Consider the following 12350-nt stretch of genomic DNA (forward strand, 5'->3'; position numbering starts at 1 on the left):
TCCGGGGCCAATCCCCGCTGACGATGTGATCGGAAATCCGTTGTCGGCCCGTGGTCCGCCTGACCGAATGATCAGACCGTCACTGTCCCGGGCGCGCGTGGATGGGCCTGAAGCGGTCCAAGGCGTGCGTTTTGGGTGGGAGACAGACGAAGACTTAGCCTGTGCGCGGGCGGTTTCCAAGGGGTTTGTTTGGGCGCGCGGACGCGCCCGGCTACATCTTCGGGACGGGGTTGGTCCGCGGGTCGGGGCCGTTGGTGACGACGCGGTCGCGGTCGGACAGGTCCTTGACGACGATGACGTGCTCGAAGCCCGCCGCCTCGAACAGGGCCTTGACCTGCGGGCCCTGGTCCCAGCCGATCTCGACCGCGAACAGGCCGTCGGGACGCAGGATGCGGCGGATCTCGGGGGCCAGTTCGCGATAGGCCTGCAGACCGTCGGGGCCGCCGTCGAGCGCCAGATGCGGGTCGTGGTCGCGCACCTCGGGGTCGAGGCCGGGGATGTCGCCGGACGGGATGTAGGGCGGGTTGGAGACGACGACGTCGAAGCTGTGGTCGCCGAATCCGGCGGCCCATTCGGTGCGCAGGAAGGTCGCCCGGTTGTCGAGCTCGAGGTTGGTCGCGTTCTCCTTGGCCACGGCGAGGGCCTCGAACGAGATGTCGGTGCCGACGCCGCGCGCGCCGAATCGCTCGGCGAGGGTCGCCAGCAGGATGGCGCCCGAGCCGGTGCCGAGATCGATCATCTCGAAGGCCTTGTTGGGCGGATAGGCCAGCAGCACGACGTCGAGGATGGCCTCGGTGTCGGGGCGGGGGCTGAGCACGTCGGGGGTGACGTTCAGCATGATCTTCCAGAAGCCCTTCTTGCCGAGGATGCGCGACACCGGCTCGCGGCGGAGGCGGCGTTCGACGAAGCCGTCGAGCGCGGACTGCTGCTCCGGCGTCACGGCGCGGTAGGGATCGGTCAGGATGTCGGTGCGCGAGCAGCCGGCGGCGACCTCGAGCAACAGGCGGGCGTCGATCGAAGGGCTGTCGATGCGGCCGGCCTTGAGGGTCGCGGCGGCGGCCTTCCAGGCGGTCAGCAGGGTCGGGCCAGAGGGGGTTTCTGCGGCGGCGTCGGTCATGCTCTGGCCTTGGCGCGGCTTTGCGCGGATATCAAGCGCGACGGCGCCGGAACGCCGTCGGGATGGAGCCGTTGTGGCCAGGATGCAGAAGCGGTCTGAAGCAAGGGGCGGCCTCGGGCTGTGGGGTCTGATCGGCTCGGTGGCCGGCGGGCTGGCGGCCGGGGCCGGGGCGGCGCACCTGCTGTACCGGCACGGGCACAACTACGGCATCGAGCTGCGGCGTCAGCGGCCCGAGCCGATCCCGCCGCGCGCGCCGACGCCCGAGGATTTCGAGGCGAAGGAGCCCGGCCGCGGCCGGTTGGCGCAGCGGCCGGAGCATATTCCGCACAAGGGCTGGGTCGATATCTTCTGGCGCGTCGGGGCGTCCTATTTCGGCGACCGGGTCGGCTTCGTGGCCGGGGGCGTGACCTTCTTCGTCGTGCTGTCGCTGTTCCCGACGCTGGCCGCCTTCGTCACCCTGTACGGCCTGTTCGCCGATCCGGCCGACGCCTGGGGGCGGCTGCAGTTCCTCTATTCGGTGCTGCCCTCCCCGGTGGCGCAGTTTCTCGGCGGCGAGATGCAGCGGCTGGCGGAGAACGCCACCACCACCCTGACCTTCACCCTGGTCTGGACCCTGGCCCTGTCGCTGTGGACGGCCAATGGCGCGATCAAGGTGCTCTTCTACGGCCTCAACATCGCCTATCACGAGGTCGAGCAGCGCAATCTGATCAGATACAATCTCATCTGCATGGCCTTCACCGTGTCGGGCCTGCTCAGCATCCTGCTGGCGGCGGGCCTGATCGTCGGCGTGCCGGTGGTGATGGGGGTGTTCGGCCTGGCCGAGGAGTGGGCCTACCTCGCGCCGCTGCGCTGGCCGGTTCTCGGCGTCGTCTATGTCGCCGCCCTGACCGTGATCTATCGCTTCGGGCCGTGCCGGGCGCGGGCGCGCTGGCGCTGGCTGACGCCGGGGGCGATGTTCGCCGCCCTGCTGAGCGTGATCCTCTCGCTGCTGTTCAGCTGGTATCTGCAGAATTTCGTGCGCACGGCCTCGTACGGCCCGCTGGCGGCGATGATGGGCTTCCTGCTGTGGACCTGGCTGAGCGTGCAGATCATCCTGATGGGGGCCGAGCTGAACGCCGAGGTCGAGCACCAGACGGCGATCGACACCACCACCGGCGACCAACGCCCGATCGGCGAACGGGGCGCGGTGGTGGCCGATACGGTCGGGCCGCGGCGGGGCAATCCGGCGGCGCTGGCCTTCACCCTCAAACACGCCGAGGCCCTGTCCGACCGGCTGTTGAAGCGGCGCATCCGGCGCAGTTGAGGCGGTCGTTGGCGCTTCGCCAACGGACGGGCGTGGTCATTCACGAACGGGAGGCGGCGCTCTCCGCATCCGGCGTGGCGGCGGCGGCGGGGGGGGCGGCACGGTCGGGGCCTGAGAGGTCCGGTGGTCGGGCCTCTCCCGTTCGAGAGACCGCTGATGACCCGCCTGCCCCTGATCGCCCTCGCCGCCCTCGCCCTGCTGGCCCCGGCCGGGACCGCCCTCGCCCAGAGTCCGTCCGGGGGCGCGCCCGAGAGCTCCATAACCCTGACGTTCGAAACCGGCGCGCAAACCGGCGCGGTGATGGTCGCCCTGTATGATTCCGAGGCCGGCTACGCCTCAGACCGGGGCGTCGGCCAGCGGAGGCTGGACGTCGCCGCCGGCGAGCGGACGGCGACCTTCGACAACCTGCCCGCCGGCGACTACGCGGCCAAGGCCTTCCACGACGTCAACGGCGACGGCGAGATGAATTTCAATCCGTTCGGCCTGCCGGTCGAGCCCTACGCCTTCTCCAACAACGCCGTCGGCAACATGGGCCCGGCGAGCTGGGCGCGCGCGCGTTTCACCGTCTCGGGCGCGACCGCCCAGACCATCAGCATTCGCTGAGCGGCCTACCGCTCGCCGCGCGGCGGCTCGCTGCCTGAGGCCGCGCCGACATTCCTCTCAGGAGACCGCCGTGATCCCTTCCCGCCGCCAATTCCTGATGGGCGCCGCGGCCCTCTCGGCCGCCGTCGTCACCCCCGAGACCGTCCGCGCCATGGCCGCCCAGGAGGCCGCCGCCGACTGGGCCCTGGCCACCGCCGATCTCGAGGCCGATGTCGCGCCCCGGACCATGCGGCTGGTGCATGGCCGGGTTCCGGCCGGGCTGGCGGGGACGCTGTTCCGCAACGGGCCGGGCAAGTTCCGGCGGCCGGGCGGCAGCGCCACCCACTGGTTCGACGGCGACGGCCTGATGCGGGCCTTCCGCGTCGCCGACGGGAAGGCGACGCTGGAGGCGCGGTTCGCCGATACGCCGCGCCGTCGCCACGAGAGCGCCATCGGGGCGGTCGTGACGCCGGGCTTCGGCACGGCCGGCGACGCCCGCGCCCGGGTCGGTTCCAATGACGACGCCAACGCCGCCAACACCGCCGTCATGACCGCCGGCGACGAGGTCTGGGCCCTGTGGGAGGGCGGCTCGCCGATGGCCATGTCGGCGGCCGACCTTTCGACCCGCCGCTTCGTCACCCTGAGGGACGATCTCAAGGGCATGCCATTCCAGGCCCATCCCCGCTACGACCCCGACGGCACGATCTGGAACATCGGCCTCAACGGCGGCAAGGCCGTCGTGTGGCGGCTGAACCCGAACCGCGGCCTGCGAACGGCCGAGGTCATCGACCTGCCGCGGGCCAGCTATATGCACGACTTCACCGCCACCGCGCGGCATCTGATCCTGGTGTTGCAGCCGTGGGTGTTCGACCACAGCGGCATGCCCTACGCCTCGCAGTTCGCCTGGCGGCCGGAACTGGGAACCCAGGTGCTGGTGATCGACAAGGCCGACCTGTCGCGGCGGCGGATCTTCGAACTGCCGGCCTTCAGCTATTTCCATCTCGGCGACGCCTGGGAGGAGGCTTCGGGCACGATCCGCTTCGATGTCGCGGCCGGCAAGGACGTCGCCTTCGCGGTCGAGGGCGCCCGGGTGCTGGTCGAACAGCGCGGGACCGTGCCGGGCGAGCCGGCGGTGCTGTCGTTGGTCACCCTGCACGCCGACGGTCGGGCGGAGATGGTCGGGTCGGGCGTCACGGGGGAGTTCCCCAAGGGCGATCCGCGCCGGGCCGGCCTGCCGCGCCGGCTGACGGCCCATGTCGCCGGCGAGACGTCCGGACGGCCGCTGCCGACCGGCTGGGCGGTGCACGACTGGGAGACCGGGCGGTCCGACGCCTTCCACTTCGGCGAGCGTCAGATCACCGAGGAGGCGCTGTTCGTGCCCAGGCCCGGGCGGTCGGGCGAGGCCGAGGCTTGGCTGGTGGCGCCGTCGATCAACCTCGCCGAGGGGGTGACGGAGCTGCATGTGTTCGAGGCCGGCCGCGTGGCGGACGGGCCGGTGGCGACCTGGCGGGCCGACGTCGCCCTGCCGGCCGGCTTCCACGGATGCTGGGCCGGCCAGCACCGGACCGGCTAGTACCAGCCGGCCTCGCGCAGGGCCCGGGCGTAGCGGCGGCTGACCGGGGCGACGAGGCCGCCCTCGAGGGTCAGGGCGGCGCGGCCGTCGCCGCGGGTGGCGTCGCGCACGGCGTCGCGGGCGACCCACCAGCTGCGGTGGGTGCGGGCGCCCTCCAGTCCCTCCAGCTCCGCCACGGCGTCGGACAGCCGCATCAGGATCAGGTCCGAGCCGCGGTCGGTGTGCAGGCGCAGATAGTGGTCCTCGGCCTGGACGGCGTGCAGGGTGGCGCCGCGCAGCTTCGGCGGCAGGCGGTCGAGGAAGCGGGCCGGGGCGGTCCCGCCGGCGCCGGCGTGGGTCTGGACCGGGACGGCGCGGCCCATGAAGACGTTGACGGCGCTGAGGGCGACGGTGACGACCAACACGGGTCCGATGAAGCCGAAAATCCGTCCGGGCGGATAGATCCGGCCTTCGAAGACCAAGCCGGTGAACAGCCAGACCAGCACCACCACCGGCCCGGCAATGGCGGCCGACAGGGCGGCCACCGTCAGCCATGGCCGCTCATCCGGGTCGACCCGGCCCTCGACCAGTCGGGAGCACAGCTGCCCCCAGACGGCGCCAGCGAGGATCAGCGGCGCCCAGTAGGCGAAGCGCAGCCACAGCGGCACGCCGATGGTGCCGAAGGCGCCAGTCAGGGCGAGCAGTGCGGCCGCGCCGAGCGCCACCCCGATGTTCCGGTCGAGGCGGAAGCGGCGCCAGTCGGGCGGGCCCGGCGCCGGCGAGTCGTTGGACCCCGCCATCACTCGGGCCGACTCCCGGGGCCGCAGACGGCGCGGAAGCCGGCGGCGGCGAAGCGGACCATATATTCGCCGGCGGTGTCGAGATCGCCCGAGCGGCAGAGGCCGCCCGACAGGCGGTCGAGCCGGCCGGTCTCGCCCAGCGTCAGGGTCAGGGCCCCGGACAGGTTGTGATAGCTCCAGTACAGGTCCTGCTCGCGTGCCTCGGGCAGGACGCGCCGGATCAGCTCGATCAACCGCCGTGCCGTGGGGTCGAAATAGCGCGTCATGATCTCGCCGCCGAACATCGGATTGGCATTGGTCTGGGCCACCAGGGCGGCGTAGTGCTTCCACCCCGGCCCACCCTTCATCGCCCATTCGAACGGCGAGTGCAGGAAGGCGGCGAGCAGACCCTCCAGCGTCATGTCCGCGCCGGCGGTCTCGGCGTAGCGATTGATGGCGTTGACCCGGTCGCTGTTCCAGACCTCGGCCCGGCGCAGGAAGACGGCGTCGAACAGGGCCCGCTTGGCGCCGAAATAATAGTGGACCAAGGCGGTGTCGACGCCGGCCTCGCGCGCCACCTCGCGGATGGTGACGCCGTAGAAGCCGTGTTTCGAGAACAGGTCCTCGGCGGCGTCGAGGATCGACTCGCGGGTGTCGCCGGACCCGTCGGCGCGCTTTTTCGACGGTCGTCCCCGGCGCGTGGGCGTGGCGGCGGCTGCGGGGGCGTCGGGCTTGGTCATGGCGCAAGCTAGGCCGCGTCAGGCCGTCATGGCAACGGCGCCACAGTCCGCTTTCTCGCCGCCGCCGCGACAAGCGCCGCCGTTTGACAGCCGACCGAAAACGGTTACGTTCCCGGAAAATCATTGAACGCTGAATAAATAAAGCGTCGCGACCGGAAACACAGGAATTGGGGCTTCACATGAACCGTTATATCAAGACCGCTTTGCTGGCAGGCGCCGCCTGGAGCGCGCTCTCCACCCTGGCCATGGCGCAGGATGCGCCGCCGCAAGCCGAACAGGCCTCCGCCGTCGACGACGTCATCGTGACCGCGCGCCGCCGCGAAGAGACCCTGAAGGACGTACCGGTCGCCGTCAGCGCCTACAGCGCGGAGCGGCTGGCGGCCGTCGGCGCCATGGACATCACCGAACTGACCCGGACGACGCCGAGCCTGACCCTTCAGGCCGCTCGCGGGGCCAACTCGACGCTGATCTCGTTCATCCGCGGCGTCGGCCAACAGGACCCGCTGTGGGGGTTTGATCCCGGCGTCGGCCTGTACATTGACGACGTCTACGTGGCCCGGCCGCAGGCCGCCGTGCTCGACATCTTCGACATCGAACGCATCGAGGTGTTGCGCGGTCCGCAGGGCACGCTCTACGGCCGCAACACCATCGGCGGAGCGATCAAATACGTCACCGGCCGCATCGGCCAGGAGGCCGAGGGCGAGTTCCGCATGTCCTACGGCAGCTATGACCAGCGCGACGTCGTCGTCTCGGGGTCGGCCCCGGTCAGCGACACCGTCTCGGTCTCCGCCGCGCTCGGACGCTACCTGCGCGACGGTTACGGGCAGAACCTCAACACCGGAGCCGAACACTACAACAAGGACGTGATGGCCCTGCGCGCCAGCGTCGAATGGGCCCCGACCGACGCCCTGTTCTTCCGCCTGTCCGGCGATACCCTCGCGGATGATTCCAACCCCCGTCACGGCTATCGTGAGATCGCGCCCAGCCCCGGCAGCGTCTACGACACCAACGCCGGGGCGGGCGACCGCAACAAGGTCAGGACCTCGGGCCTGTCGCTGCTCGGCGAGTGGAACGCCAGCGACACCCTGACCTTCAAGTCGATCACCGCCTGGCGCGAGGGCGAGACGCTCGGCCCGATCGATTTCGACAACCTGCCCGCGCCCCTGCTGGACATCCCCGCCTTCTATGAGGACCACCAGTTCAGCCAGGAGTTCCAGGCCCTGTTCGAGGGCGAACGCTGGCAGGGCGTGGCCGGCGTCTACTATATGGACGCCTATGCCGCGGGCGCCTTCGACACGGTGGTTGGCGGGGCCAATCTGACCACCCTGACCTCCGGCTCGGTGGTGACCGAGAGCTTCGCCGTGTTCGGGGACTTTAGCTATGACCTGACCGACCGCCTGTCGGCCTCGGTCGGCGGTCGCTGGACCAAGGACGAGAAGACCGGCGAGGTCTTCCGCCAGCGCTATCTCGGCATCCGCAGCCCGGTCTTCGGCAATGCGGGCGCCATCGCCTTCGAAGCGCCGCGCACCGACTACGAGGACACCCGGACGTTTGAAGAATTCACCCCCCGGGTCAGCGTCACCTACAAGATGTCGCCGGACCTCACGACGTACGCCTCGTACGGTCGCGGCTTCAAATCGGGCGGCTTCGACATGCGCGGCGACTCGGTGGCCTATCCGGCCACCGACGAGGGCTATGATTCCGAGATCGTCGACACCTTCGAAATCGGCCTGAAGGGCTCGTTGCTCGACAATCGCTTCAACTTCGCCACGGCGATCTTCGACTCGACCTACGAGGACATGCAGATCACCACCCAGTATCCGACGACGACGCCGGGCGTGGTGGCTTCGGTGGTCGACAACGTCGGCCAGGCCTCGATCCGCGGCTGGGAGCTGGAATCCTCGATGCGGTTCACCGACAACTTCGCCGCCAACCTCATGCTGAGCTACATCGACGCCCAGTTCGACGAATATCTCGGTTACGTCCCGAGTGGCCCGCTGAATACCAGCTGCCCCACCCTCGCGGGCTGCGTGATTGATCTGTCGGATTCCCGCGACTTCCAGAACACGCCAGAGTGGACCGGTTCAGCCGGATTCACCTACACCCACTGGCTGGGCAACGGCTCCAGGATCGCCTTCACCCCCAGCGCCGCCTACCGCGGCGCGTACCAGCTGTTCGAGTCGGCGCAGCCGATCCTCGACCAGGAGTCTTACTGGTTGCTGGACGCGAGCGTGGTCTGGACCTCGTCAGACGAACGCTACACCTTCGGCGTGCACGGCAAGAATCTGAGCGACGAGCGTTACCGCGTCGGCGGCTATGACTTCAGCTCGTTCGGGGCCCTGACTGGCGACGCCGTGATCGGCTTCTACGGCGCGCCGAAGACGGTCACCGCGACGCTTACCGCGCGGTTCTGATCCGCCGACCGAACACGAAAAGGCGGCGGTTCTGACGAGCCGCCGCCTTTTTCTTTGCAGTCGAGTCCGGGGCGGCTACCGTCCGCCGAAACGTCGAGGGAAACGCCATGACCGATACGGCCGCCGCCGCGCCCGTCCGCCCGGGCTACAGCTACTATGTCCTGGCGATCCTGATCCTCGTCTACATGCTGAATTTCCTGGACCGCCAGATCATCGGCATCCTCGCCGCCCCGCTCAAGGAGGAGTTCGGCCTGTCGGACAGCCAGTTCGGCCTGCTGGGTGGCATCGCCTTCGCCTCGGTGTATTCGACCCTCGCCATTCCGCTGGCCTGGCTGGCCGACCGCTTCAGCCGGGTGTGGATCATGACCGGGGCGCTGGCGGTGTGGAGCGGCTTCACCGCCCTGTGCGGCGTGGCCACCTCCTTCACCCAGCTGTTCCTGTTCCGCATGGGCGTCGGCGTCGGCGAGGCCGGGGGCGTGGCCCCGGCCTATTCGCTGATCGCCGACTATTTCCCGCCCAGCCAGCGGGCGCGCGCCCTTGCCGCCTTCGCCTTCGGCATTCCGCTGGGCACGGCGGCGGGGACGCTGGTTGGCGGCCTGCTGGCGGCGACCTATGGCTGGCGCACCGCCTTCATCGCCGTCGGACTGATCGGCGTGCTGCTGGCCCCCGTGCTGCTGCTGACGGTCAAGAACCCGACGCGCGGCGGGACCGACGCGCTGAAGACCGAGGCCGAGCTGGCGAAGATCGCCGCCGCGCCGGTGGTCGGCTCCGGCAACACCGGCCGGATCGCCGCCCTGATCATGCTGGGTCTCGGGGCGGCCTGCCTGACCCTCGCGGCGCTGAATCATTTCGCCGGGCTGGCGCTGGGCAACGCCCCGGTGCTGGCCTTCGGCGGCCTGCTGGCGGTGGTCATCGGCGTCTCGCTGATGATCGCCCGCCGCACCGCCTCGGCGGTGATTCCCAAGCCCAGCTTCTGGCTGCTGGCGCTGGGCGCGGCCTCGTCCTCGGTGTGCGGCTATGGCGTCGCCGGCTGGCTGCCGCTGTTCTTCATGCGCAGCTTCGGCCTGAGCCTGTCGCAGACCAGCTGGTACTACGCCGGCATCGCCCTGATCGGCGGCACGCTCGGTATCTGGATGGGCGGGGCCATCGCCGACAAGCTGTCGAAGCGCGGCAAGGGGGCCTATCCGCTGACCCCGGCGATCGCCTTCCTGATCTCGGCCCCGATGTTCATCCTGGCGATGAATTCGCCGTGGCTGATCGGGCTGATCTTCCCCGGCGGCGGCACCAATGCCCAGCAGCTGATCGTCGCCTTCCTGATCTTCCTGATCCCGACCGGGCTGAACCTGGCCTGGCTGGGACCGATCACTGCCTCGGTCCAGCATCTGGTCCCGGCGCCGATGCGCTCGACCGCCTCGGCCCTGTTCCTGCTGATCAACAACCTGCTCGGGATCGCCGTCGGCTTCTACTATTTCGGCTGGATGAGCGACCTGTTGGCGCCGCGCTTCGGCGACGAGAGCCTGCGCTGGGCGATCTACACCGGCATGGGCTTCTACCTGCTGGCGGCGGTGCTTCTCATCGGCGCGTCGCGGACGCTGAAGAAGGATTGGGTCGACTAAAGGCGGGGCCCGTTCTTCGGACCACGGTTGCACCCGCGAACGGGCGGGTTCTATAAGCACGCCGACTCTCCTCCCAAGGCGGCATGCATGAACATTCACGAGTATCAGGCCAAACAGGTCCTGAAGGGCTTCGGCGCACCGGTCGCGGCTGGCGTGGCCATCACCTCGGTCGACCAGGCCGAAGCGGCGGCGAAGCAGCTGCCCGGACCCCTGTATGTCGTGAAATCGCAGATCCACGCGGGCGGTCGCGGCAAGGGCAAGTTCAAGGAACTGGGCCCCGACGGCAAGGGCGGCGTTCGCCTCGCCCGCTCGATCGAAGAGGTCGTGGCCCATGCGAAGGAAATGCTGGGCGCCACCCTGGTAACCGCCCAGACCGGCGAGGCCGGCAAACAGGTCAACCGCCTCTATATCGAGGACGGCGCCGACATCGACCGCGAACTGTATTGCTCGCTGCTGGTCGACCGTCAGTACGGCCGCATCGCCTTCGTCGTCTCGACCGAGGGCGGCATGGACATCGAGGCGGTCGCCCATGACACGCCCGAGAAGATCCAGACCATCGTCATCGACCCGGCCAGCGGCGTGACCGAAGCCGACGTGGCCAAGATCAACGCCGCCTTCCAGCTGGACGGCGCGGCGGCCGAGGACGGCAAGACCCTGTTCCCGATCCTCTACAAGGCCTTCGTCGACACCGACATGGCCATGCTGGAGGTCAATCCGCTGATCGTCATGACCGACGGCCACCTGCGGGTGCTGGACGCCAAGGTCAGCTTCGACGGCAACGCCCTGTTCCGCCACGCGGACATCAAGGAACTGCGCGACGAGACCGAGGAAGACGCCAAGGAGATCGAGGCCTCCAAGTGGGACCTCGCCTACATCTCGCTGGACGGCAACATCGGCTGCATGGTCAACGGCGCCGGCCTGGCCATGGCGACCATGGACATCATCAAGCTGTACGGAAAAGAGCCCGCCAACTTCTGCGACGTCGGCGGCGGCGCCTCGAAGGAAAAGGTGGCGGCGGCGTTCAAGATCATCACCGCCGACCCGGCCGTCCAGGGCATCCTGGTCAACATCTTCGGCGGCATCATGAAGTGCGACGTCATCGCCGAGGGCGTGGTCGCGGCCGTCAAGGAAGTGGGCCTGAAGGTGCCGCTGGTCGTCCGTCTGGAAGGCACCAATGTTGAACTGGGCAAGAAGATTCTGAACGAGTCGGGTCTGGCCATCACCAGCGCCGACGACCTCGACGACGCCGCCCAGAAGATCGTCGCGGCGGTCGGCTGAAGCTCCGGCTTCGCCACCGACCGTCCCGCTGACCGAATAATCAGAGCAGACTCATGTCCATCCTCGTCGACAAGACCACCAAGATTATCGTCCAGGGCCTGACCGGCAAGACCGGCGGCTTCCACACCGAACAGGCGCTGGCCTATCACGGCACCCAGATGGTCGGCGGTGTGCACCCGACCAAGGGCGGCCAGACCTGGACCGGTTCGGGCGGCGAGAGCCTGCCAATCTACGCCTCGGTCGCCGAAGCCCGCGACGCCACGGGCGCCAACGCCTCGGTCATCTATGTGCCGCCGGCGGGCGCCGCCGACGCCATCATCGAGGCCATCGAGGCCGAGATCCCCTTCATCACCTGCATCACCGAAGGCATTCCGGTGCTGGACATGGTGCGCGTCAAGCGCCGGCTCGAGGGTTCGAAGTCGCGCCTGCTGGGCCCCAACTGCCCGGGCATCATGACGCCGGACGAGTGCAAGATCGGCATCATGCCCGGCTCGATCTTCAAGAAGGGCAATGTCGGCATCGTCTCGCGCTCGGGCACCCTGACCTATGAGGCGGTGTTCCAGACGACCAACGAGGGTCTCGGCCAGACCACGGCCGTCGGCATCGGCGGCGACCCGGTCAAGGGCACGGAGTTCATCGACGTGCTGGAGCTGTTCCTCGCCGACCCAGAGACCCAGTCGATCGTCATGATCGGCGAGATCGGCGGCGGGGCCGAGGAGGACGCGGCCCAGTTCCTGATCGACGAGGCGAAGAAGGGCCGCTCCAAGCCGATGGTCGGCTTCATCGCCGGCCGCACCGCGCCCAAGGGCCGCACCATGGGTCACGCCGGGGCCGTCGTCTCGGGCGGCAAGGGCGATGCGGAGTCCAAGATCGCCGCCATGCAGGAGGCCGGCATCACTGTCTCGCCGTCCCCGGCCCGACTGGGCGCGACCCTCGTGGAAGTCCTCAAGGGCTAGGTCGGCGGCGGCT

10 protein-coding genes are annotated in these 12350 nt (G+C 69.2%); 7 read left to right on the plus strand and 3 right to left on the minus strand.

What is annotated here, in order from left to right; all coding sequences use genetic code 11:
• Positions 1-211 precede the first annotated feature (211 nt).
• Entirely contained in the window at positions 212-1117 is a 906-nt protein-coding gene (gene prmC / locus ACK4JY_RS02195; protein WP_409602563.1) for a peptide chain release factor N(5)-glutamine methyltransferase, read from the minus strand.
• 82 nt (positions 1118-1199) lie between these two features.
• Here prmC and ACK4JY_RS02200 point away from each other — a divergent pair, with 82 nt between their 5' ends.
• From ACK4JY_RS02200 to ACK4JY_RS02210, 3 genes are all read left to right on the plus strand, one after another.
• The gene (locus tag ACK4JY_RS02200; protein WP_409602564.1) at positions 1200-2420 is read left to right on the plus strand and encodes a YihY/virulence factor BrkB family protein; all 1221 of its coding nucleotides are present in this window, start codon (positions 1200-1202) and stop codon (positions 2418-2420) included.
• A gap of 156 nt (positions 2421-2576) precedes the next feature.
• The gene (locus tag ACK4JY_RS02205) at positions 2577-3023 is read left to right on the plus strand and encodes a DUF2141 domain-containing protein (RefSeq protein ID WP_409602565.1); all 447 of its coding nucleotides are present in this window, start codon (positions 2577-2579) and stop codon (positions 3021-3023) included.
• Between the two features lie 70 nt (positions 3024-3093).
• Positions 3094-4575 carry a carotenoid oxygenase family protein gene (locus tag ACK4JY_RS02210; RefSeq protein ID WP_409602566.1) on the plus strand — a complete coding sequence of 494 codons (1482 nt, stop codon included), beginning with the start codon at positions 3094-3096 and terminating at the stop codon, positions 4573-4575.
• Here the strand turns inward: ACK4JY_RS02210 and ACK4JY_RS02215 are convergent.
• Both ACK4JY_RS02215 and ACK4JY_RS02220 read right to left on the minus strand, forming a co-directional pair.
• Positions 4572-5354, minus strand: a complete 783-nt coding sequence (locus ACK4JY_RS02215; RefSeq protein ID WP_409602567.1) for a LytTR family DNA-binding domain-containing protein — start codon at positions 5352-5354, stop codon at positions 4572-4574. The genes ACK4JY_RS02210 and ACK4JY_RS02215 overlap by 4 nt on opposite strands.
• Positions 5354-6073, minus strand: a complete 720-nt coding sequence (locus tag ACK4JY_RS02220; protein WP_409602568.1) for a TetR/AcrR family transcriptional regulator — start codon at positions 6071-6073, stop codon at positions 5354-5356. The genes ACK4JY_RS02215 and ACK4JY_RS02220 overlap by 1 nt, the downstream gene beginning before the upstream one ends.
• A gap of 179 nt (positions 6074-6252) precedes the next feature.
• On the opposite strand from ACK4JY_RS02220, the gene ACK4JY_RS02225 reads away from it, so the two are divergent.
• From ACK4JY_RS02225 to sucD, 4 genes are all read left to right on the plus strand, one after another.
• Positions 6253-8487 (plus strand): TonB-dependent receptor, encoded by a 2235-nt coding sequence (locus tag ACK4JY_RS02225; RefSeq protein WP_409602569.1) that lies wholly within the window; start codon positions 6253-6255, stop codon positions 8485-8487.
• 107 nt (positions 8488-8594) lie between these two features.
• Positions 8595-10103 carry a spinster family MFS transporter gene (locus tag ACK4JY_RS02230; protein ID WP_409602570.1) on the plus strand — a complete coding sequence of 503 codons (1509 nt, stop codon included), beginning with the start codon at positions 8595-8597 and terminating at the stop codon, positions 10101-10103.
• An 87-nt stretch (positions 10104-10190) separates the two neighbouring features.
• A complete protein-coding gene (gene sucC / locus ACK4JY_RS02235) occupies positions 10191-11381 on the plus strand; it encodes an ADP-forming succinate--CoA ligase subunit beta (protein WP_409602571.1) in 1191 nt (396 codons plus the stop codon).
• A 53-nt stretch (positions 11382-11434) separates the two neighbouring features.
• Entirely contained in the window at positions 11435-12337 is a 903-nt protein-coding gene (gene sucD / locus ACK4JY_RS02240) for a succinate--CoA ligase subunit alpha (protein ID WP_409602572.1), read from the plus strand.
• Positions 12338-12350 lie beyond the last annotated feature (13 nt).

Origin of the sequence: Brevundimonas sp., assembly GCF_046295595.1 — a bacterium.
Classification (GTDB): Bacteria; Pseudomonadota; Alphaproteobacteria; order Caulobacterales; family Caulobacteraceae; genus Brevundimonas.

Bases quoted from the DNA above. Each gene is read 5' to 3' on its own strand.
- ACK4JY_RS02200 (WP_409602564.1), top strand. From the start codon at position 1,200: ATGCAGAAGCGGTCTGAAGCAAGGGGCGGCCTCGGGCTGTGGGGTCTG.
- ACK4JY_RS02205 (WP_409602565.1), top strand. From the start codon at position 2,577: ATGACCCGCCTGCCCCTGATCGCCCTCGCCGCCCTCGCCCTGCTGGCC.
- ACK4JY_RS02220 (WP_409602568.1), bottom strand. From the start codon at position 6,073: ATGACCAAGCCCGACGCCCCCGCAGCCGCCGCCACGCCCACGCGCCGG.
- sucD (WP_409602572.1), top strand. From the start codon at position 11,435: ATGTCCATCCTCGTCGACAAGACCACCAAGATTATCGTCCAGGGCCTG.
- ACK4JY_RS02225 (WP_409602569.1), top strand. From the start codon at position 6,253: ATGAACCGTTATATCAAGACCGCTTTGCTGGCAGGCGCCGCCTGGAGC.
- ACK4JY_RS02230 (WP_409602570.1), top strand. From the start codon at position 8,595: ATGACCGATACGGCCGCCGCCGCGCCCGTCCGCCCGGGCTACAGCTAC.
- ACK4JY_RS02215 (WP_409602567.1), bottom strand. From the start codon at position 5,354: ATGGCGGGGTCCAACGACTCGCCGGCGCCGGGCCCGCCCGACTGGCGC.
- sucC (WP_409602571.1), top strand. From the start codon at position 10,191: ATGAACATTCACGAGTATCAGGCCAAACAGGTCCTGAAGGGCTTCGGC.
- prmC (WP_409602563.1), bottom strand. From the start codon at position 1,117: ATGACCGACGCCGCCGCAGAAACCCCCTCTGGCCCGACCCTGCTGACC.